Below are 20,757 nucleotides of genomic sequence, written 5' to 3'. Positions count from 1 at the left end.
ATCCTGGAGCAGAGTGCTCCTTCCCGTGCCCGGGTCGAAGGGTGTCCGCAAGGGAAAATCGTCACACCCACAGAAGACCGGGCATTGCAGAAGTCGATGCTCTCAACCACCGAACGAAGGGAACGCCATCTTGAACGAAACGAATAATGGGACTCGTGTCACCAGGTCTCGCGGGGAAATGTCTGGGATTCGCAGCGAAGCTGCCCTGCAACGCAGTTTGGAAAACGCCTGTTTGATCGCCCATGTTTGTGAGAGTTTTCGGGGGCAGGAGACAATCGTGCTGGATGTCACTCAGGTGACACCGATTTTCGATTTCTTTGTGATCAGCACCGGGAACAGCCGTCGTCAGTTGCGGGCCATGTCCGCAGCGTCTGACGATGCGCTGGAGCAGCGCGGCTCGCACCGGCTGGGACGTGAAGGTGCTGATGTGCCGTGGATCTGTCACGACTACGGCGACATCGTTCTGCATGTGTTCACTCCCGAATCCCGTCGCCAGTACGATCTGGAGCACCTGTGGGGTGATGCCACGCAGGTCGACTGGAAAGCAGTAGTAGAAAACCTCGGTCTGACGACTGCGGTGGAGGCGACTGCCGGTTAAGATCCGATGAGCCGCTGTCAGCGGATTGGTGCGTCCCGGCCGGGAAACGGCCCGGGACCGAAGCCGAGGTGGTCCCCGGGCTGGACCTCCTCCCAGTCGTTGACAGCCTGTCCAGTCACCTGATTCAGACCTTGTCGCGGTGGACGGTTTTTGACCTCCTCGCCACAGGCAGATCAGGCCACCTGTCAGAATCATTGGATCCGATGAACATACTCTCGACTTTGCGCGACCGTTTTGCCGGTGTTTTAGCGGACTTTACCGACACGCCGGCTCCCTTTGCCGAAATGGTCAAACCGGCTCAGGATGCCCGGTTCGGGGACTATCAGTCCAACTGTGTGATGCCGCTGGCCAAGCAGTTGGGATCCGTCCCCCGCGAACTGGCTGCCCGTATCGTCGACAGGATCGATCTCACGGATCTCTGTGTGCCGCTCGAAATCGCCGGGCCCGGCTTCATCAATATGAAGCTGCGGGATGACTGGCTGGAAAACCAGATCAATGTCGTGGCGGGAGACCCGCGTCTGGGTGTCGAGCCGGTGGCAGCGCCGCAAACGATCGTGGTCGACTTCTCGTCACCGAACGTCGCCAAGCCGATGCATGTCGGCCACCTGCGCAGTACCGTCATCGGCGACAGCATCGCGCGGACCCTGAGCTTTCTGGGGCATCGCGTCATTACCGACAATCATGTCGGCGACTGGGGAACCCAGTTCGGCATGATCATCTACGGTTTTAAACATCTGCTGATTCCCTCGCAGTACGAAGCCAATCCGGTGGGCGAGCTGGCCCGCCTCTACCGGCTTGTGCACCAGCTGTCGGAATATCACAACGCCGTGGCGACGATCCCTCGTTTGCAGCAGGAGATCGAAGAGCTGTCCGCCACGCTCGACCGTGAGCAGAGCGCTCTTGATCCCAGTGACAAGGTGGCGCTCAAGGCAGCAAAGAAAAAGCGGACTGAGCTGGAAGCTCAACGGGAAGAACTCCGCTCGCTGCAGAAAAAGGTCGAGACCGTCAACTCGGATGCCACTCTCGCCGAACTGGCGGCCAAGCATCCGCAGATTGCCCGGCTCTCACGTGAAGAGACGGCAAAACTCCACGCCGGCGACCTGGAAAACGTCCGCCTGTGGGAAGAGTTCGTTCCGGAATGCCTGGCAGCGCTGCAGCGGCTGTACGACCGGTTGCACATTCAATTCGATCTCGCACTGGGAGAGAGCTACTACAACCCCTGGCTGGCGGATGTTGTCCGCGATCTGGAACAGAAAAAGTTCGCGACCACCAGTGACGGTGCGGTCTGCGTCTTCATCTCAGGGAATGAGGCTCCGTTCATTGTCCGCAAGGCGGATGGGGCGTTCACCTATGCCACCACCGACCTGGCGACGATTCAGTATCGGGTCCAGGAACTGCAGGCGGACCGGATCATCTACGTCGTCGACGACCGGCAGAGCGAGCACTTCAAGCTGCTGTTTGCGACCGCCCGGCTCTGGGGCTATGACAAGCTGGTCCTGCAGCACGTCTCGTTCGGAACGGTCATGGGGCCCGATCACCGCCCGTACAAGACACGCTCGGGGGACACAGTCGGTCTGGAAAGTCTGATCGACGATGCCGTGGCTAAAGCGAAGGACATCATTCTGGCCAACAATGCCTCGTCCGCCGAAGGGGAAGGGAACTCGCGCACGGTTCTCAGTCCGGAAGCGGTTGATCAGGTGGCGGAGACGGTCGGGGTGGGAGGGATCAAGTATGCCGACCTGCACCACAACCGTGAGAGTGATTACGTCTTCGACGCCGAGAAGATGCTGGCAATGACCGGAAACACGGCGACGTATATGCAGTACGCCTATGCCCGTGTGCAGGGAATCTTCCGGAAAGCGGCCCAGCTGCCCGGCTTTGTGGCGGCTCCCGAAGCCCGGATTCTGCTGCAGGCCCCCACGGAACGGGCACTGGCTCTCAAGCTCTGTCGGTATGGGGAGACGCTGGAATCGGTCGCTGCCGAATGCCGACCGCACCTGCTGACCCAGTATCTGTTTGAGCTCGCCAACGATCTGACAGCGTTCTATGGACAGTGTCCGGTGCTGCAGGCGGAAGAGACCACCATTCGTGACAGCCGTCTGCGGCTGTGTGATCTCGCAGGTCGTGTGATTCAGCACGGCCTGTCACTGCTGGGAATTCAAACACCCGCGCAGATGTAGCGTTTTGCAGGTGCGATGCGAATTGTGGCACCGCCAGCCGGAATCGCAAAGAGGGGTTCCGGTTGCAGTGGCGCGTGGTTCTTTTCAGGTCACGGGCTGCCGGATTTGACGGATATGCCATTGGTGACGGGCTCTGGGGCGATGTCGGCGGGGAGATTTCGTCAGAACCGTCAAAACTCCGTCGTGCGGTGATGTTTCGCGTGATTCACAGACCCGACTCTTCGGTTATTCACGTCCGAACTGGGGTGAAATTAGGCTGACTGAAAACGTTCCCGACGCGTCTCGAATTTCCAGTGCTAGAGTTGCTTCGAACTGTTCGGGGTGCATCACCCCGCAGCCAATATCGCGTCCCACAGGGGCGAAAGCACTGGAGCCAGAGATGGGTTTTATTAAAGGACGAACACGGAACACGTATCGGGATGGAGCCCCGAGCAAAAGCGCCAGCAGCTTTCTGGGCGTGTCTGAAACACAGCTTGAAGAACATCTGAATGTCGCCCGTTACGGCAGTTTTCTCCTGACGGATGCCATTCGTCCTGCGTTTGATCTGTCTGTCGTGCCGAGTGCCGGCTGGCGTCGCGACAACTACCGCGATCAGGAAACGAGCATCGACGTCCCGGTGATCATGGCCGCGCAGAGCCGTGAGAAGTTGTTCGATCTGTTTATCGATCTGCTCGATCCGCTGGGGGACGAAGTCGATGTGGTGCTCGAAACCAGCCACGACTCGCCGCAGGGCCGTCATGATGATCTCTATCGCGAGCAGATTGACCTCCCGATTCTGAAGAGCCTGCTCTACGACTTTGAAGATCTGATTCTCAACGACGGTTGCATGGGCATTGCCGTGCTGAACCCCCGCATTCCGATGGAAGTCCAGTTCGATGAGCACAAGCTGCTCATTATGTACGGACATGATCTCGCTCCGTTTGAAGAGGTGCTGGCCGATCACAATCTGCGGACCAGTGAATCGATCCGCTTCATCACCGAATCCGAACATATTCATTCCACGACAGACGATCTGGCAGAGCAGTTCGCAGAGCTTCGCTGCCGGCTGGGTGTCGAATTCGAGTAAGCCGCAGAGTCGACCGTGACGGCTGTTCCGGCCAGCGGCGTTCCAGGATGTGAATGACAGGCCCCTTATGAACGTCTTCTCCTTCAACCTGCGGAATTGGTTGGCGGCTGCCGCTCTGTGCTCGTTCACTGTTGGTGTCCAGGCAGCTGCGCGGGCAGATGAACCGGCGATTCCGGAAGACGTGGAAGCGGCCGCGCTGCAACTGGCAGCCAATCCCGGCGGAGACTTCTCGCTCGGGAATTCGCAGCCGTTTCCTCAGCCGGGGAACCCTGTGGTGCAGCAACCGGCTGCCAGTACCGGGGCGCCGATCGTGGCTGTGAATCAGACACAGACACAGTGGATCTCGAACACGCAGAGTACCGGTCGACGTCCGATCGAGGTGGCCCGCATCGGCAAAGGCCCGCAGGCTGTCCTCATTGTCGGCAGCATCTATGGCAATGAGCCGGAAGCGATCGACCTGATCGATTCCCTGGTGAAGGTGGCCCGTTCGTCTCCGGTTCCTCCGGAGTTCACGCTGCTGTTCATCCGGACGCCGAATCCGGATGGCTTCACCGAGCTGGTGCGCACGAATGCCAATGGTGTCGACCTCAATCGGAACTTCCCTTCCCAGCGGTTTACCCCCAAGCCGACGAAGCTGACCGGGCCGAGTCCGGCCAGCGAGGTCGAAACGCAATACCTGTTGCGGGTCTTTAAGGACTACCCGACCGCTCGTGTGATTCACTTGCGCAGCGGATATGTTGATCGTCCGTATGTCGTGCTCAACGAAAAGTGGAGCGCCACTTTGAACGGGGTCGCTCCTCGCGAATTGACGACACTTCCCTTCACAGGGGAATACAAGGCGGGCTCGCTGGAAGAGTATGCCGCTGTGTATCTGCAGGCTCCGCTGGCGATCGTGCATCTGTCGGCTGGACGTGCAGGAACCGTCTCGGCCTCCGATTTCCTTCGTTTTGCAACTGCTCCCGCAGGGAGTGCCGCTCCCCGGCAGGATCAACTGGCCGCCGCGACACGCGAACCGGCTGCGGGGTCGAGCTTCACTCCCGGTTCCGAGCCGCAGGTAACGACCGACGGCAACAAGGGTGAGGTGGAGTTTCTCCCGTCCCCCTCCCAGAGCGCTGCTGCCGCCAACCCGGTCAAGAATGCTGCCACGGACGCTCGGTTTTTTGAACTTCCGGCACCGCCGCGGGGCAAGTGAGCGGCTGTTCACGGTCCGCTGAAACTGCTTTTGCGGAATCGGATTCCCGGCTTTGGCCTGCTCGCCGCTGATCGGCGGATTTGTGGTAGCCCCGCATCACCGGCAGCGACGAGTTGCCGGATCCCGCTCGCAGCAGATTCCCCCCCTTGCTACCATCCCGCTTTGGCAGCATCTTTCGACGCCTGATGAGCGGGCCCGGTTCTACGGGGCGCTTGCGGCAAGATTCTGGGGAACTGAAATGCGACGGTTTTTGATTGCCGGAAACTGGAAAATGAACACCACCCGGCAGGAAGGGCTCGCCCTGGCCAAAGCTCTCGTGGACGGGGCGGCTGCTGCAACAGGGACGGTTGATGTGCTGGTCTGCCCTCCGTTTCCGTACCTGCTGCCGATCGTGGAAGCGGTCGAGGGGAGCGGAATCGCCGTGGGGGCCCAGGATTGCTACTTCGAGGCGCCCGGCGCGTTCACTGGCGAAGTGGCGGTCGACATGCTGGTCGACGTCGGCTGCAAATCGGTTCTCCTCGGGCATAGCGAACGCCGCCACATCCTGAAAGAATCAGACGATCTGATCAATAAAAAGACGGTCGCAGCCATTCAGAAAGGGCTGCAGGCAGTCCTTTGCGTCGGTGAATTGCTGGAAGAACGCCAGTCGGGCCGGACGGAGGAAGTCCTCGATCAGCAGATGTCCGGCGGGCTGAAAGACGTCTCCGGGGAAATGCTGGCCAACGTGGTCATCGCCTATGAGCCGGTCTGGGCGATCGGCACCGGACAGACCGCCACCCCCGAGCAGGCGGAGGCGGCCCATGCTTATCTTCGCAAGTGGCTGGAATCCCGCTACACTGCAGAACTTGCAGGCCGGACACGGATTCTCTACGGAGGGAGCGTGAAGGCCAGCAACGCGGAAACACTGCTGACACAGCCCAATGTGGATGGGGCTCTGGTCGGTGGTGCCAGCCTGAAGCCGGCGGACTTTCTCCCCATTATTCAGGCGGGAGTGAAGGCCTCCGCGAACTGAGCAGCCGGGCCCCTGGGGGTCGGGTTGGCGGGTAGGCGGGAAAGCCGACGTCGCCCGCACGGGTCAGGAATTGCCCCGATGAGCGTGTTTTCATAAAACAGGAAGCTGTTCTGCGGATGCGGAGAAGAGCAACCTGCTCTGGAACTCAATAAAACCGGCGAATCGCCGGAACTGGAAAAAGGATTTCGGACGTGGCAGGCTGGATTGCGTGGTTTCTGCAGCTGCTGTTGCTCGTGCTGGGCGTGTTGATGATCATCGTCATTCTGCTGCAGCGGGGACGCGGCGGCGGGTTGGCGGGTGCTTTCGGCGGCATGGGAGGCCAGAGCGCCTTCGGCACGAAGGCGGGCGACCTGTTCACCTGGATCACCGTCGGGATGGCTGCCGTCTGGGTGCTGTCGGCCGGGGTGAGCGGCTATGCCATGCGGCACTCCGCGACTTCCGCCGCAGTCAAGAAGGGGCTTAAGTCGGGCGAGTCAGCCATCAAGTCGACCGATGAGGCCGCAGGCGCCGCCGACGGAGCTGCCAAGCCGGCTGGCGATGTCGAGTTGCCCGTGATCGAGACGAAGCCCCAGGCGGAAGCAACGACCGAGCCGGCCGCCAAGCCCGCTGACGATAAAGCTGCCGCTGATAAAGCTGCCGCTGACAAGCCGGCTGGCGATACTCCGGCAGTCAAAACGGATGCCGGGACCGCCACCGAAGAGCCCGCACCGGAAAAGAAGTCGGAAACAACAGAAGCCAAGCCCTGATCCGGGGCAGGTTTGCTCTTGGCCCGGCTCGCGCAGCGTCGTTTCTGCCAGACAGAAAGCACCGCCGCTTCAGGCCGGTTCGGGCAGATCAGAATTCAGAATTCGCGAGAGTGAATCTCAAAGAAGTCTGCCGTTCTGACGGTGGATCACCAGGCGGGGCCAGCCGCTCAGCGCTCGGGCCTTTCGTGAATCTTGAGCCAGTGCGCAGGAGAGTCTCGTGTTGCTCAGTATGACCGGTCATGGGGATGCTTCGGGCCAGAATGACCGGCTCAGTGTCACCGCGGAAGTCCGCAGCGTGAATAACCGCCATCTGAAGATAACGGTCCGCTGCCCGGATCCGTTTCTGTCGCTGGAAGCGAACATCGATCGACTGGTCCGCAGCATGATTGCTCGCGGTACGCTGACGATCCACCTGCGCATTCGTCAGCTGGGCGACCTGTCGAACTTTCATCTGAATACCACGGTCGCCCGTCAGTATTGGCTGCAGATCCGGGAGTTGTCCGAATCACTCGGAATCGCTCCCCCTGCGGACGTCTCGAAATTTCTGACATTGCCGGGAATCATCGACGACGGCGATACGAAGGCGGTAGAAGAGTCGGACTGGCCCCTGCTGGAGCAGGTGCTGACGCAGGCAATGCAGAATCTGCAGGAGTTCCGCCGGGAAGAGGGTCAGTTCATGGCGGATGAACTGCTGGGGCTGTGTGACACTGTCGAAGTGAATGCAGAACAGGTCGCCGCACGGGCACCGTCCATTGCCCGCGATTATCGGGACCGGCTGAAGACCCGCATCAACGAGATGCTGGAGTCCAATGCTGTGAAGGTGGATGACAACGATCTGCTCCGCGAGCTCAGCCTGTTTGCTGACCGTTGCGATATTACCGAAGAACTGATGCGGCTGCGGTCCCATTTGCAGCAATACCGGACGCTGCTGAAGTCGGAAGGCTCTTCGGGCCGTAAGCTCGACTTCCTGGGACAGGAGCTGTTTCGCGAGGTCAATACGATCGGCTCCAAGGCCAACGATGTGGAAGTGGCCCACCGGGTCGTCGAAATGAAAGCCGCCGTCGAGAAGATGCGGGAAATCATTCAGAACGTGGAGTAGTTTCAACCTGCTCCAGGCGGTTGACTTCGGACCACGGCGCCGAGGGGTTCATGTCTGTCCCACCGATTCGCGTTCGTCAGATCGACCACATCACCATTGTGGTGAGAGATCTGGAAGCCTCGCGCCGGTTCTATTGTGACCTGCTGGGCATGCAGCAGGTTCCCCGTCCGGCATTTCCGTTTGCCGGTCTGTGGTTTCAGGCGGGAGTGACGCTGCTCCACCTGATTCTGGAGCACCCCGAATCTCCGTATTATCCTGCTGTCGGTGTGACTTCCAACAGTCGCGGGCGGCACTTTGCGTTCGCCGTCGATGACATTCAGGAGGTCAAAGCGAAACTTGATGAGCTGGGTGTTGGGATCGTCAACGGGCCGAAGCAGCGGCCTGACGGTCCCACGCAACTCTACATTCTCGATCCGGACGACAATCTCATCGAGTTGTTCGGCTGAGGTCCCGCACTGTCGTCGGTGCTCGGTGCCGTTCAGGCCAGGAACTGCACCGAATGTCGCCCTCACGGGGGGCCATTCGTCATTCCCGGATGAACCCACTCCGTGCTGCCGTCGTCCCAGTTTTCTTTCTTCCAGACCGGGACCCGACGCTTGAACTCGTCGATCAGAAACTGTCCTGCGGTGAAGGCATCGGCACGATGCGGAGAGCTGACTGCGATGCCGATGCTCGCTTCTGTCAGTTCGAGATGACCGAGACGGTGCACAATCGCGATTCGCTGGATCGGCCATTGGCTGCGGGTCTCTGCCACCAACTTGTGGATCTCGGCCATCGCCATTTCAGGATAGGCCGTGTAATCAAGTGCCACTGTCCGTCGACCATTTGTCAGTTCCCGGACGGTCCCGAGAAACAGAAGCACGGCACCGGCGGTGGGCGTGGTGACGAAACGGATCAGACGCTCGGAGTCGATGACTCCGGGAGTCAACTCAATCCAGCTGTCGTCAGAAATGGAGTTCATCTCAGGGAAGCCATCCAGGAGTTCACGTTCCGGGGGGATGCCTGTACGATTACGGGACCTTTGAAAAAAACTTCCTGCGACAGACTACTCTCTATCCTCCACTGACCGGGGGAAAGCAGGCGATGGGGACTTCTGCCGGAACCGGGTCATCGGGCGCGGCGTAGGCGTGGTTGATCGCGATCAGCAGGTGCGGCAGCAGCGGGACAAGGACAGGATACTCGATCCCCAGCTGTTGCTGCAGATCACGGACTCGCGACGGGTGGGGCAAGTCGACCGTGACCGTCTCCTGTCCTGTCAGCTCCCGGGCTCGGGCAAAGAGTTGAACGGTCACCAGCATAGAAGTTCCTGCGGCCGGCTGGGGCCTGCGATGGGTTCAGAGAGGATCGGTTCAGGTGGAAATTCGTCTTCCGGGAGTGATCGGTTTGAGACGCTCACGAATCTCGGGCATCAATCCGTAAGCGAATGCCAGCAGCTTCAGCGGATGAATTGTCGGCACGCGGGAGCGCTGTTCCATCTGCATCCGGCAGCTGCTGCACTCGGTCACACCCGCGAGGAAGTTGGGGTTCTCCATGACTTCCACCAGCCGCGAGCCCATCGCCATGGAGGTTTCGAAATTGGCTGCAGTCAGGCCGAAGGCTCCCGCCATGCCCGAGCATCCCCGTTCGAGATTCCTGATGGTCAGTCCTGGGACGAGGGAAAGAATCCCTGCCAGCGGGGCATCGGGAGTCAACGCCCGCAGATGGCACGGAGTGTGATAACCGAGCTGCAGCGGAAGCTCGGTAAAGTCCGTCCGGAGTCTGTCTTTCGCCAGCAGTCCCTGCAGATACGTGCCCGCCTCGATCGTTCGTTCCGCAACGATCGCCACATCGGGATGGTCGATCAACCGGGGATATTCCTGCTTCAGGCAGACCGCAGCGGTCGGCTCGGTACAGACGATCGGGATTCCTTCCCGGGCGTATTCCGCGAGAATCCGGACGTTGGTCTGGGCCACTTTGCGGGCGGCATCGAGGTCTCCCGCCGAGATCATGGCCATGCCCGAAGCCAACTGATCGGAAGGGACACGCACAGCGATGTCGTGGTGTTGCAGAATCCGGATCAGAGCATGGCCCAGCTCGTGATCGTGAAAGTTGACGAAATGATCAACGAAAAAGACCACCTGTTCAGCTGTTTTCTGGCGAGGCTGTTCGCGGACAACCTGCAGAAACTCCCGACGGGCAAAACGGGGGAGCCGTCGCTTCTGAGAGATCCCGACGAGCTTCTCGATCAGCCAGCGGGCACCGCTGTTGCCGATCGCCCAGTTGGCCAGCGGAGAGAGACTGGCTCCCAGCCAGCCGAGTGAATGAGCGCGGGAGAGCATCCAGTCCGCCCGGGAAAGTCCGTTGGCCGCGACGCACTGCGCTTTGGCTTCGATCGCCAGCGCCGGAATGTTGACATTGGAGGGGCACTCCAGCTGGCATTGCTTGCAGTTGAAGCAGCGATCCGCGAGACCCTTGGCTTCATCCGTCGAGAAGGTTTTCCAGTCCAGCGAGCCGGCCCCGAGAGCCCGCATCAGATTGGCCTTCGAACGTGGGCTCGCGTCTTCCACCTGCTCCTGATGAAAGAACGGACACATTCTTTCAAATTCGCTCTGCACACGGCAGTCTCCACAGCCGTTGCAGCGCATGGAGGTATCGAGAAACTCTCCGGGAGTCCACTTGAGCTGGAGCGGGACCAGCGGTGTCGGTTCCGGCTGTGGGATCACCTCATTGAGCCGGAAATTACGGATCGTCAGATGTGGATCATCACTGATGATTTTGCCCGGGTTCAGCAGGTTGTGCGGATCGAAGAGTGCCTTGATCTGCTGAAACACCCGATAAAGCGGACCATACTGACTGCGGATGAAGGCGGTCCGCGCCAATCCGTTTCCGTTCTGGGCGCTGACTGTTCCGCCACAGGCGATGGCCGCCTCGTACAGTTCGCGCGCAAGTGCCTCGATCTGCACGGCATTCTGAGCGGTCGGTGATGCCAGAAAAGGGCGGAAGTGAACCTGTCCTGAAGCGGCATGGGCATAGAGCGAGGCGGTGACCCAATGCTTCTGGAAGACCTTGTGGGCCCGGACCAGAAAGTCATGCAGCACGGCGGGGGGGACCGCAATGTCTTCCACATAGGGGAGCGGGCGGGTGTCTCCCCGCAACCTGCTCAGCAGCGGAATCACCCGCAGCGGGAGAGACCACAGGAACTCGACATCCGATGCCGTGTAGGCTTCAGCGGCAACAAGCATGGTGCTGTCGACCTGCTTCATCATCGCCAGAGAGCCGGCGAGCCGGTCCCGCACCTGACGATCGGTGTAGCCGGTCTGTTCAATCAACACGGCCGCTTCTGCATTCTGGGGAATCAGAATCGCAAACCGCTGGTCGGCATCCCGGGCCAGTGACAGCAGTCGACGGTCGAGCAGATCGCAGGCACTCGGCTGCTGGGAGCGGACGGCCTGCACCGCTTCGATGGCTTTCTCAAGATCATGAAACAGCAGCAGCGCGGCAGAGCGATGCGCCGGCAGCGGGAGCGTTTGCAGAGTCGCTGCGGTAAACAGCCCCAGCGTCCCTTCCGAGCCGATCAGCAAGCGGGGAAGGTTGACGAAATCACCCTGCAGAACTGAACGCAACCGGTATCCCGAGGCATTGCACAGGTGGGGTGGCTGACGTTCGCGAATCAGCTGCTCTTCATGCCGCAGCAGTGAAGCCAGCTTCGAGAGGAGCGGCTGCAGACGCTCGGCCTCTCCGAGCATTTCGAATTTGGGAGAATTGAAGGCTTCCAGCAGTGTCCCGTCCGCGAGCACACATTCCAGGCTCTGCACATGATCACTGGTCGAGCCGACCCGCACGGCATGGGCTCCCGCGGCATTGACCGCCAGCATTCCCCCCAAGGTCGTCACAGCGCTGCGAGAGGGGTCGGGAGCGAAGTAGCGACCGTGAGGGGCCAGCGCCCGGTTCAACTGATGACAGACAACACCGCTCTGCACACGCACCGTCTGGCCGGCGATCTGCTCGATCGCATGCATATGCCGCGAGAAGTCGACGATCAGGCCGTCTCCCAGCGCTCCGCCGGCCAGTCCCGATCCGGCACCCCGCGCAATCAATGGCAGATCGACGCTGGCAGCATACTGGGCGAGCGTGATGACATCTTCACGATGACGGGGAAACGCGACACCAGTGGGGCGAATCTGATACAGGCTGCCGTCGGTGGAATAGATTTCGCGCGCAACATCGTCGAAGCGGAGCTCGCCGTGAAACAGCCCCGCGAGGTCATCAACAATTCGTTGCTGCCGGTCGTCCAAGGGGCATCAGCTCAACGTGAGGAAGGAGGGGGCGGATCGGCCAGGACCGGTTCCGTTCGTTCGGGAAGAGACTGGCGCAACCGGATCTGCTCCTGCCGGTAACGTTCGGCCAGTTCGTGGTTGAACCCGGCATGTTCCCCCATTTCGGTCTGGTGGTGCTTGGTCCGGCAGCGGTAGCAGACGAGGACGTCGGGCATCACCATGTACAGAATCATATCCAGCAGGGCAAAGCCCATCAGAATCGCCAATGCCAGAATCGGACGGTGGTACCCCCAGGCAATGCTGCTGGTGACCGCACCGACGGCGACAAACGTCAGCCCCAGCCACTGCGGAAAATTCTTCTGTCGCCACAGATCCGGATTGCCGCAGCGGAGGCACTCGGAGGGGACAGTTGACTGCAGCGCCTCGTCACTGAGTGGACGCTTCCACTCACAGTCGCCACACAGCAGCACATCGCCCGCGCGCAACTCGGGCGAACGTTGTGACTGGTCGCAGTGCGGGCAGATGAAGGTCAGGTACATGGCAGCCGATGGAACCTTTGAACAGTCCCTCAGCATAGCAGGTCACGGAGGATTCTTTAATCCTGCATGCGGGCCATCAGGGCGGCCGCCATTTCTCCCATGAAGACCAGAATCGTCGCTGCATACAGGACGCCGGTCGCTGACTGGGTGTTGCGATATCGCAGAACCCGCCAGGTGAGGATTGTCAGCAGCAGCGGACCGAGAAGTCCTGCCCAGCGCAGCAGCTGCAGCGGCCAGCTGCCGGCGGCCGCGGGCAGGCACAACACGCATGCGCAGCGAAGAACGGCAGCGCAGCCGGCAATCAGGTTGTATTGCTTGAACGGGATCAGGGGCATGCCGGTGGCGGTCAGGTACCAGTGTCCCAGTAACATGGCTGCCGTGACCGAACCCATCAGCCAGGCAGACGTCAGGGCCTCAGCCAGAAGCGGGAGCGACAGGCTGAAAGGTCGTCCTGCGAGCGAGAGGACGATCACTCCCAGTGTCGACCAGAGGGCGACCAGACCCGCAGCCAGCGTGGCCAGCTTCCGGCGTTCCAGTGTCCACAGCAACGAACCGAAAAACGACAGCCCCGCCAGCGAAATTCCTAATGCCCGTATCGCCGTGTGAAGTTTGTCTGCCGGCAGTTCAGCTGTCCCCTGAATCGCGAACTGATTGGCCGTCAGCGTGAGCAGCACGCTCAGCCCCAGCGTGATCAGCATCTGAATCCGGAAAAATCCGGACGTGATTTTCGACCGGGGTGCGAGGCACCACATCGTCGATAAACCGCAGATGAGTCTCAGCGCGAAGGAAGGAATCATCGCCGACCGTTGATCAGGGCCATGGCTTCCGCGCGGCTCGACTCGTTTTTCTTGAACAGGCCGCGGACCGCACTGGTGATCGTCAGGGCTCCCGGCTTGCGGATTCCCCGAATGGTCATGCAGGAATGCTCCGCTTCGATCACGACGATCGCCCCTTTGGGATCCAGTTCCTGAACGAGCAGATCGGCCACCTGTTCGGTCATCCGCTCCTGCACCTGCGGGCGATGGGAGATTTCTTCAACAATGCGGGCCAGCTTGCTGATGCCGACCACGCTCCCGCGCGGAATGTAGCCGACGTGGGCGGTCCCGATGAAAGGCAGCAGATGGTGTTCGCACATGCTGTTGAACGTGATATCCCGGATCAGCACGAGTTCATCGTAGGTCTCCTGAAAGACCTTCTTCAGATGCCGGGCCGGATCGGTATGCAGCCCGCTGAACAATTCCGCGTACATGCGGGCCACCCGGGCGGGAGTCTCCAGCAACCCGTCACGGTCGGGATCTTCGCCGACAGCAGCCAGAATCTCTCGCACAGCCCGCTGAATACGTGGCTGATCAACTTCGAAGGGTTGCGAAGGGGACGGATTCTCGGCCACGGCTGCTCTCACGATTTAGGAAACAGGACATTGTAAAGCGAGGGGACCTCCCCTTCCATCGAGACATCGGGAGCGGGAACGAGACCCCCGCCAAGCCTCGCAGGGACAAGGTGCTCCCTCCGGTGCCGGGTGCCCGGGTTGACATTCATTTCGGGTGCCATCGGCTCTGCGAGCCGTGCCGGATGTCGTGGGCCGTTCATGACAGGTCCACCGGGTCCATTCGGAGTGGGACATGCATGTCTCCCGCATGGGCGCGGGCACTCGACCATTTCCAATCCGTCGGACGCCCCACCAGGCCCCGCCGCACGGGATTCGCGTGGATGTACCCAAGGACCGCCTGAATCGGTCGGTCGTTCCACAGGTTCCGATCATATCCCCCTCCTGCTTGCCAGAACTGGAACACCGTCCGGCCCCCTCGATGCACCGTCAGTCGCTGGAGCCAATCCACTTCCCCGGCAGCTTGCAAGAACGCTTTCGCCTGCCGGGAGACCGGTGACTTGATGGCTGCCAAAATCCGTCGCATTTCGTAATCCGGTTCGCGGGGATCCAGTAGAATGTGAACATGCTCGGGCATGATCACGTATGCCCACAAGGCAACCTGCTGCGGTTCTCCAACTTGCTGCAAGACATCGACCACCTACTGCCGTGACCGGTCTTTGTTGAGCAGAGGCCAGCGACGCGAGGAGGAGAACGTGAGGAAAAGGGCATGCCCTGGCTCGTTGATCGCCCGGCGACGCTGGCGGTGGGAAGTTGGCGTTCACATCCTCCTCGTGTTTGCGCGGGCGGGCTCGATCCTCGTCCACTCCGCGCTCGCATGGCTCACAGAGCCGGTGGCATACCCGGGCACCCGGCCCTGGGTCGCGATGGTCGCCCTCCTGCTCAAGCACGCTCACTTCCTCATGCAGACAAGTTCAGGACAGGCTCTAGAAACAGTACTGCGACAAGTACTGCTGAAGGGAGCCGAAGAGAGGCGAAATTGGTCCCACAAGACGAAGCTGTGAAGTCTGCTTTCGCCTGATAAAAATCTGGGACTTCGCGTGGAACCCTAGGAAAACTTGCGTCGAGTGTTCGCGTATTCAGTGGTCGCGACAGGACTCGAACCTGCGACATTCTGTGTGTAAGACAGATGCTCTAACCAACTGAGCTACGCGACCGTCGGTGATGTTAGTTCACTCCCCGGGTCGATACAAGACGTCCCACGTGAGGGTTTCTCCTTTGCAGTGCAGCCTCCACGCGATGGTGCATGGGTAGTTCTGCCCGCTGCTTCATCGGGGGGCGTTGCTTCGCTGGATCAGGTGGGAGGTCGGTGGATGGTCACCGGGACCGGATCGGCGTGCGACGTTCAGTCGTCGCTGCCTGAACAGGCAAATCCCCGGAATAGCGGTCCGCTGTTGAGTTCCGGCAGGCATTTCCAAGCTGCTGGAAAATTGGCTGCCCAGTCGCAAGATCACTGTCTGTTGCGGTGCACCTGTTGAGTCCCCACGAATGGGGTCGTGCATCCCTTGTCGTCGTCATTGGTTCGACGGGGATTCTCACAGTCCGGGGGTATCAACAAAAAACCTCGATTGCCCGCAGAGCCGGCTTCGCAAGGAAGGAACCGGATGTCGGACAGATCGAGGTTGTTGTTCGGGCTGCGAACTTGATCAGCTGGCAGCGGGAACGACGTAACCGACGCGGTAATTCCGCTTCAGCAGCACGTCCGCTTCCGGGTTGTTGATGAAGGTTTCCGCCACGGGGTCCATCTCCAACGTCGGTCCCAGTGTCAACGTCGGAGCAGTGATGTCCACTCCGTTGGCTGCCAGGTGCTCGGTCATTCTCTGGAGCGATTCCCCGTACATCGGAATCTTGCTGGCAGCCTGCTTGAGGCCTTCAGCGGCGACTTTCTTTCCGAGCAGGTGGCTGATATTACCGGTGTGGCAGAGTGCGCTGGAGAGGTGCCCTTCCAGCACGTCGGCATTCAGCTTCTTTGGATCGTTGGCGTGGAGGGCGTCGAGGAAGTTGCGGAAATGGTCCCCGCTGCCCTGGAAGGCTCCTTCCTGGATTGGATTGCCATCGTTGTCAAACGCCAGGACGGTCGTGTACGACGAGGGAATGACGAAGTAGCCGTTCTCGTACTGGACGATCACGCCGACGGTGGAGCCACGGTAGACATCCATGGCGTCCTTGCCGCCGTACTTCATATCCTTTTTGGGGAGTCCCCGTGTTTCAAACAGCAGGGGAGCCCGTTCGAAGCCGTGCATGACGATCTGTTCGTTGGCGGTGTCGCCGGCGTCTTCATAGCCGACGCGACCGCCGATACTGGTGACGCGGGGGGAGAGTTCGTTTTCACCCAGGAACCAACGGGCGATATCCATCTGGTGGATCCCCTGATTGCCGAGATCCCCGTTGCCGGTGTTGAAGTCCCAGTGCCAATCGTAGTGCAGTCGCGGGCGGTAAATATCGACTTTGGCAGCGGGGCCGCACCACAGGTCGTAATCAATGGCTTTGGGAATGGCGAGTGGCGTCGACAGCTTGCCGATGCTGGGGCGAGGCTTGTAGCAGGTGCCGATCGCATATTGCAGTTTGCCGAGGTTGCCCGCCTGGCCCCACTTCAGTGCGGCCTGCAGCGCTGGGCTTGATCGGGACTGTGTTCCGCACTGGCACAGCTTGTTCAACTTGCGGGCCCAGCCGACCAGCTGCCGGCCTTCCCAAACGTTGTGCGAAACCGGTTTTTCGACATACACATGTTTGCCGGCCTGCAGTGCCAGAATGGCCCCCAGAGAGTGCCAGTGGTTAGGAGTCGCGATTGAGACGGCATCGACGCGCGGGTCTTCGAGGACTTTGCGGAAATCCTGGATCACCTGAGGGGCACGTCCCTGCAGCTTCTCGACACCGTTGACTTTGCCGCCGGCTGCCGAGGGATCAACGTCGCACAGGTAAAGGATTTCGACGTCTTCGCGACCTGCGAAGCCCTTTTTGGAGAGGTGTTCTCCACCGCGGCCCCCGGTTCCGATGACCGCCATCCCGATTTTCTCGTTGGGACTGCTGCTCGGCGGTTGACCTTGTGCGGTCTCGACCAGATTGGGAGCGATGACAGCACCGGCAGCTACGGCGGCTGCCGACTTCAACAGGTGACGACGTGTGAGCGACATAGAGTCCTCGATGTTAGTTGCAAAGGCGACCATGGATTTGCAGCAGCACAGCTTCCGGAAAGTATAGACAAGGAAGCCGGCCGTGACACGGAACTGACCGACTGAATATCTAGTTGACAGATGTCAGACCGCTTCAGGACAAAAAAGTCCATCCCGTTCTCAAAAATGACCAAAAATCAGCGTGCTGGAGTCACCCCAAGGGGAGCTTGCAGGCGCTCTGTGCGGCGTGGCCCGAACTGGGGTTTCAGCGAGCTGGCTCATCGAACTACAGTCCGCGCTTCATGATGGAACGATTCTCGGAAGTCGGGTGCCCCAATGATTCGTGTCAAATTCTCCGCCAAGCCGCATCGAGACGGATTCCTCCGACAGCTCCCGGGGCGACAGCCGATCTGGGGGCAATGCGAATTTCTGTTCGATCCGGAAGAACGGGACTACGACTGGTTCGTCGCCTACGACGATTTGCGACCTCTCGACAACGAGCGATTTTCGCAACGGGCAGAGGAGTTGGCCTGCCCCGCCCGCAATACCATTCTGATCACCGTCGAGCCCTCTTCGATCAAAGCGTATGGGCATGATTTTCTCAATCAGTTCGGCCTGATCCTGACCAGCCACGAGCCCTGGTCCATTCCGCATCGGCAGGCCCTCTATACACAGCCTCCGTTGCGATGGTTCTACGGCGCTGCGGAGAGCCGGTACATCGACTACGACACCATGCTCCGCTGTCCGCCGCTGAAGAAGATGCAGATGATCAGCACCGTCTGCTCCTCGAAGCGGGGGACCCATACGTTGCATACCGCCCGTTATGATTTCACTCAGGCATTGAAGCGTGCGCTGCCGGAGCTGGAGGTCTTTGGACACGGAGTGCGGCCGATTGACGACAAGGCCGAGGCGCTCGATGACTTTCGGTATCACGTGGCGATTGAGAATCATGTGGCCGACCACCATTGCACGGAAAAGCTGGCGGACTCGTTTCTCGGAGCCACGCTCCCCTTTTATCACGGGGCAGCCAACGCCGCTGATTACTTCCCCGCTGAGAGCCTGATTCCCATTGATATCGGAGAGCCCCGGATCGCGATTGAGCAGATCCGCGACGCCGTGCTGGGGGGAGAATACGAGCGGCGGCTCGATGCCATCCTCGAAGCGCGTCGACGGGTGCTGAACGAGTACAACCTGTTCGCGGTCCTTTCCCGCGAGATCGAGCAGCGACATGCCGCGGTCAGTCCTCAAGAGCAGACACAGCCGGCATTTCTCTATAGTCGGCACCAGATGCGGAATCTCAGTCTGGGCCACTCGCTGAGGTTCTTTGTCGATCTGGCAAAGTCGCGAGGCCGTCGCTGGCTGTCACGCCGGGCAGCCTGATCTGGGGCAGATGTTCGGCGACGAACGTATCGTCAGACCAGCGTCTGGTAAACGAAACGCGAAGTCCAATGGCCCGCTGGAGAAGCGTCTGGGGTTCTCCCCAGGTGTTTGTCAGACAGGGAGAGGAATCCGCATTGCTGGCCAGTTTCTGTAGACAGTCGGTTTCCGCCTTGCGGTCGGTGAAGAACTGTCGATAGGGGGACACGAAGTCCCAGTCATTGGAATATCCGGCGGCGGCGACGAGCCAGACAACTCCCAGCAGGACAGTGCGCTGCGTCCCGTAAGTCGCGCGGGCCACGCCCAGCACGGTGATCGGGACGAGCAGCATGGCAATCTCTGCGTAGCGGGAGGATTTCGAGTAATCGATGCCGAAGGCAGACCGTCCATACGCAATGCACAACAGCGCTGCAAAGAGGGCGAACAGAACGGTGACGTACTCCCAGTCGCCCGTCTGCCAGGAACGGCCGCGGGCACTCTGGTACTTCCGGACCACGAGGGGGAGAGAATCGCCGCGAGGTACAGCAGATTCGTGAGAACATCCGTGCTGCGGGAGCCAAACCCGAAGGAGAGGAGCCCCAGCCAAAATCCACCCACTTCATGGAAGATGGCACTCCGATCCGCGGAGTGCAGCCGCAATTGCTGATGCTCCCAGAACCAGCTGCCCACCATCGCACTGATGGTGCCGAGAACTATCAGGGCCTGCCAGCGCTCCTGACGGAGGGATTTCGTCAGCGGTGACATCGCTGAGATCGGCGACTCCGGGGACCGGGCCTTCCAGAATTTGAAGAACGCGTAGCCGATTCCAATGGCGACCGCAGAAAGTACTCCGGTGGAGAACGAATAGCAGGCGAGGAGGAGACTGACGGTTCCCGCAGCAAGGCGACTGGTCCGCTGCTGAGGATCAAAGAGAAAGATTACGGACAGGAGAGTAAAGATCAGGACGAAGTGGAATTGGGATTGAAACGCCCAACTGTGGTTTTCCGAAGCGACGGGGGACAGGAGAAAGATGAGAAAGCAGGGCATTACCCACAGGGGGAGATCGGGTGCGAGGCGCTTCCCCAGCCAGAGAATGACGAGCAGCAGTCCCCCGTAGAGCAGATAATTGATGACCAGGTTATGGACGATATTCCAGTCATCCAGGCGATAAAGAATCCATGTAAGCAGCTTGGTCGTCAAGATCCGGTGCTCGTTGTGGCAGCGCCAGAGCCAGCGGAAGGGAAATTCGGCCGTCAGTCCCACTTCCTGAAATGCTTCCCATTCGTCGAAGAACGGGAGATCAACTGCATACCTGAGAATGGCGTGCAGGTGTGCGAGGTACAGTCCGAAGAGCAGCAGATACGGAGCTGCCCGCAGGAATTTTCGGAAGGTGAGCATTTGCCCTCTGCCCAGAGACAGGCAGCCCGAATGTCCCGGAATGCCGGGAACTGACGTGTCAGATGCCTGCCTGTGAGGCTAGCAGAGAGTGGGAAATGCTTCCACTCCCGGACAGAACAGGGGAAGTCACCAGGCCGGCGACAGGGGGGGATTGTCTGGAAATGTTGGAGCGCTCAGGACTCAGTCTGGCCCAAGAGTCGCGGGCGGGACGAGTGGCGGGGGCTGGCCGACAAAGATCCGATGCCAGCGATACAGCAGGTTCGGACTCGACAGCCCCAGCCGTTCACACACCGAGATAGCCGTGTGGCCATCCAGCAGCATCCGCACCGCCTCTTCCTTGAACTCCTCCGTGAACTGACAACGCGTTCCGGACACCTCGGAAACGAACTTCCCAGACTTCGCTTTCAACACCTGGCAACCCTCACGAGCTGCCCAGAATAAGAGGCTCCACTGTCCGAAAAACACGAAGCAGGTCAGCTTCCTCGTGAGTCCGCTTGTGTCGGCGCTGAGGACTCGTCGGCACGTATGCGAAGGAATTTCCGTTGCCTAGCACGAAAGAATCTACTACAACCCCCCAGAGGGCGTCTGAGAGCAGTTTTGTTCTACAGTCGCCGCCCAGTGGGTGTTTGATCCAAAGTGACCCCAAAAATGGGTCAGATCAAGCCTCCCGAGAATTCTCGTTCGAAGTGAGAGAAGCTCGATTCCACAAGAAAAAGCACTGGGCTTTTTGAGAACACCTGCCCGATGGTGTAACGGTAGCACGAAAGATTCTGATTCTTTTAGTCTAGGTTCGAATCCTAGTCGGGCAACTTCAA

General features: G+C 60.1%; 20 protein-coding genes and 2 tRNA genes. 11 read left to right on the top strand and 11 right to left on the bottom strand.

Annotated elements, in window-relative coordinates:
• Positions 1-178: 178 nt before the first annotated feature.
• The 8 genes from rsfS to SH664x_RS18880 all read left to right on the top strand — a co-directional run bounded on the left by rsfS (position 179) and on the right by SH664x_RS18880 (position 8,339).
• Positions 179-598 (top strand): ribosome silencing factor, encoded by a 420-nt coding sequence (gene rsfS / locus SH664x_RS18915; protein ID WP_437203529.1) that lies wholly within the window; start codon positions 179-181, stop codon positions 596-598.
• Positions 599-801: 203 nt separating this feature from the next.
• Positions 802-2,778 carry an arginine--tRNA ligase gene (gene argS / locus SH664x_RS18910; RefSeq protein ID WP_437203527.1) on the top strand — a complete coding sequence of 659 codons (1,977 nt, stop codon included), beginning with the start codon at positions 802-804 and terminating at the stop codon, positions 2,776-2,778.
• Between the two features lie 379 nt (positions 2,779-3,157).
• On the top strand, positions 3,158-3,844 hold the full coding sequence (locus SH664x_RS18905; RefSeq protein ID WP_437203525.1) for a hypothetical protein: 687 nt from the start codon (positions 3,158-3,160) through the stop codon (positions 3,842-3,844).
• 67 nt (positions 3,845-3,911) lie between these two features.
• Positions 3,912-5,036, top strand: coding sequence for a DUF2817 domain-containing protein (locus tag SH664x_RS18900; RefSeq protein WP_437203523.1), 1,125 nt, complete (start codon positions 3,912-3,914; stop codon positions 5,034-5,036).
• 238 nt (positions 5,037-5,274) lie between these two features.
• Positions 5,275-6,048 (top strand): triose-phosphate isomerase, encoded by a 774-nt coding sequence (tpiA, locus tag SH664x_RS18895; protein WP_437203521.1) that lies wholly within the window; start codon positions 5,275-5,277, stop codon positions 6,046-6,048.
• Between the two features lie 191 nt (positions 6,049-6,239).
• Entirely contained in the window at positions 6,240-6,794 is a 555-nt protein-coding gene (gene secG, locus SH664x_RS18890) for a preprotein translocase subunit SecG (RefSeq protein ID WP_437203520.1), read from the top strand.
• Positions 6,795-7,011: 217 nt separating this feature from the next.
• A complete protein-coding gene (locus SH664x_RS18885) occupies positions 7,012-7,893 on the top strand; it encodes a YicC/YloC family endoribonuclease (protein ID WP_437203518.1) in 882 nt (293 codons plus the stop codon).
• Positions 7,894-7,943: 50 nt separating this feature from the next.
• A complete protein-coding gene (locus SH664x_RS18880; RefSeq protein ID WP_437203517.1) occupies positions 7,944-8,339 on the top strand; it encodes a VOC family protein in 396 nt (131 codons plus the stop codon).
• A gap of 62 nt (positions 8,340-8,401) precedes the next feature.
• On the opposite strand, the gene SH664x_RS18875 is transcribed toward SH664x_RS18880, so the two are convergent.
• From SH664x_RS18875 to SH664x_RS18835, 9 genes are all read right to left on the bottom strand, one after another.
• Positions 8,402-8,854, bottom strand: a complete 453-nt coding sequence (locus SH664x_RS18875; protein ID WP_437203516.1) for a molybdenum cofactor biosynthesis protein MoaE — start codon at positions 8,852-8,854, stop codon at positions 8,402-8,404.
• A 91-nt stretch (positions 8,855-8,945) separates the two neighbouring features.
• The gene (locus SH664x_RS18870; RefSeq protein WP_437203515.1) at positions 8,946-9,191 is read right to left on the bottom strand and encodes a MoaD/ThiS family protein; all 246 of its coding nucleotides are present in this window, start codon (positions 9,189-9,191) and stop codon (positions 8,946-8,948) included.
• 51 nt (positions 9,192-9,242) lie between these two features.
• Positions 9,243-12,167, bottom strand: a complete 2,925-nt coding sequence (locus SH664x_RS18865; RefSeq protein WP_437203513.1) for an anaerobic glycerol-3-phosphate dehydrogenase subunit C — start codon at positions 12,165-12,167, stop codon at positions 9,243-9,245.
• 11 nt (positions 12,168-12,178) lie between these two features.
• A complete protein-coding gene (locus SH664x_RS18860) occupies positions 12,179-12,688 on the bottom strand; it encodes a hypothetical protein (RefSeq protein ID WP_437203511.1) in 510 nt (169 codons plus the stop codon).
• A gap of 56 nt (positions 12,689-12,744) precedes the next feature.
• Positions 12,745-13,386, bottom strand: a complete 642-nt coding sequence (locus SH664x_RS18855; RefSeq protein WP_437203510.1) for a hypothetical protein — start codon at positions 13,384-13,386, stop codon at positions 12,745-12,747.
• A 95-nt stretch (positions 13,387-13,481) separates the two neighbouring features.
• On the bottom strand, positions 13,482-14,078 hold the full coding sequence (gene folE / locus SH664x_RS18850; RefSeq protein ID WP_437203508.1) for a GTP cyclohydrolase I FolE: 597 nt from the start codon (positions 14,076-14,078) through the stop codon (positions 13,482-13,484).
• A 196-nt stretch (positions 14,079-14,274) separates the two neighbouring features.
• Positions 14,275-14,652, bottom strand: coding sequence for a transposase (locus SH664x_RS18845; protein ID WP_437203506.1), 378 nt, complete (start codon positions 14,650-14,652; stop codon positions 14,275-14,277).
• A gap of 506 nt (positions 14,653-15,158) precedes the next feature.
• A tRNA-Val gene (locus SH664x_RS18840) sits at positions 15,159-15,232 on the bottom strand.
• A gap of 489 nt (positions 15,233-15,721) precedes the next feature.
• Positions 15,722-17,209, bottom strand: coding sequence for a Gfo/Idh/MocA family protein (locus SH664x_RS18835; protein ID WP_437203504.1), 1,488 nt, complete (start codon positions 17,207-17,209; stop codon positions 15,722-15,724).
• A gap of 315 nt (positions 17,210-17,524) precedes the next feature.
• Between SH664x_RS18835 and SH664x_RS18830 the strand changes: the two genes are divergently transcribed.
• Positions 17,525-18,568, top strand: coding sequence for a glycosyltransferase family 10 domain-containing protein (locus tag SH664x_RS18830; protein ID WP_437203502.1), 1,044 nt, complete (start codon positions 17,525-17,527; stop codon positions 18,566-18,568).
• Here the strand turns inward: SH664x_RS18830 and SH664x_RS18825 are convergent.
• Positions 18,486-19,061, bottom strand: a complete 576-nt coding sequence (locus SH664x_RS18825; protein WP_437203500.1) for a hypothetical protein — start codon at positions 19,059-19,061, stop codon at positions 18,486-18,488. The genes SH664x_RS18830 and SH664x_RS18825 overlap by 83 nt on opposite strands.
• A gap of 464 nt (positions 19,062-19,525) precedes the next feature.
• Here SH664x_RS18825 and SH664x_RS18820 point away from each other — a divergent pair, with 464 nt between their 5' ends.
• A complete protein-coding gene (locus SH664x_RS18820; protein WP_437203499.1) occupies positions 19,526-19,996 on the top strand; it encodes a hypothetical protein in 471 nt (156 codons plus the stop codon).
• A gap of 126 nt (positions 19,997-20,122) precedes the next feature.
• On the opposite strand, the gene SH664x_RS18815 is transcribed toward SH664x_RS18820, so the two are convergent.
• Positions 20,123-20,350, bottom strand: a complete 228-nt coding sequence (locus tag SH664x_RS18815) for a transposase (protein WP_437203497.1) — start codon at positions 20,348-20,350, stop codon at positions 20,123-20,125.
• Between the two features lie 330 nt (positions 20,351-20,680).
• Between SH664x_RS18815 and SH664x_RS18810 the strand changes: the two genes are divergently transcribed.
• Positions 20,681-20,751, top strand: a tRNA-Gln gene (locus SH664x_RS18810).
• Positions 20,752-20,757: the final 6 nt, after the last annotated feature.

Source organism: Planctomicrobium aquicomposti (assembly GCF_051466325.1).
Classification (GTDB): domain Bacteria; phylum Planctomycetota; class Planctomycetia; order Planctomycetales; family Planctomycetaceae; genus Planctomicrobium.
The sequence above is the reverse complement of the archived record's forward strand: the minus strand, read 5'-3'. Positions and strand labels throughout refer to the sequence as shown.

Excerpts from the sequence above, each read along its gene's own strand:
- SH664x_RS18845 (WP_437203506.1), bottom strand. The coding sequence starts at position 14,652 with ATGCCCGAGCATGTTCACATTCTACTGGATCCCCGCGAACCGGATTAC.
- SH664x_RS18880 (WP_437203517.1), top strand. The coding sequence starts at position 7,944 with ATGTCTGTCCCACCGATTCGCGTTCGTCAGATCGACCACATCACCATT.
- argS (WP_437203527.1), top strand. The coding sequence starts at position 802 with ATGAACATACTCTCGACTTTGCGCGACCGTTTTGCCGGTGTTTTAGCG.
- SH664x_RS18860 (WP_437203511.1), bottom strand. The coding sequence starts at position 12,688 with ATGTACCTGACCTTCATCTGCCCGCACTGCGACCAGTCACAACGTTCG.
- SH664x_RS18900 (WP_437203523.1), top strand. The coding sequence starts at position 3,912 with ATGAACGTCTTCTCCTTCAACCTGCGGAATTGGTTGGCGGCTGCCGCT.
- tpiA (WP_437203521.1), top strand. The coding sequence starts at position 5,275 with ATGCGACGGTTTTTGATTGCCGGAAACTGGAAAATGAACACCACCCGG.
- SH664x_RS18835 (WP_437203504.1), bottom strand. The coding sequence starts at position 17,209 with ATGTCGCTCACACGTCGTCACCTGTTGAAGTCGGCAGCCGCCGTAGCT.
- rsfS (WP_437203529.1), top strand. The coding sequence starts at position 179 with ATGTCTGGGATTCGCAGCGAAGCTGCCCTGCAACGCAGTTTGGAAAAC.
- SH664x_RS18905 (WP_437203525.1), top strand. The coding sequence starts at position 3,158 with ATGGGTTTTATTAAAGGACGAACACGGAACACGTATCGGGATGGAGCC.
- SH664x_RS18875 (WP_437203516.1), bottom strand. The coding sequence starts at position 8,854 with ATGAACTCCATTTCTGACGACAGCTGGATTGAGTTGACTCCCGGAGTC.
- SH664x_RS18830 (WP_437203502.1), top strand. The coding sequence starts at position 17,525 with ATGATTCGTGTCAAATTCTCCGCCAAGCCGCATCGAGACGGATTCCTC.
- SH664x_RS18870 (WP_437203515.1), bottom strand. The coding sequence starts at position 9,191 with ATGCTGGTGACCGTTCAACTCTTTGCCCGAGCCCGGGAGCTGACAGGA.
- SH664x_RS18855 (WP_437203510.1), bottom strand. The coding sequence starts at position 13,386 with ATGCTGATCACGCTGGGGCTGAGCGTGCTGCTCACGCTGACGGCCAAT.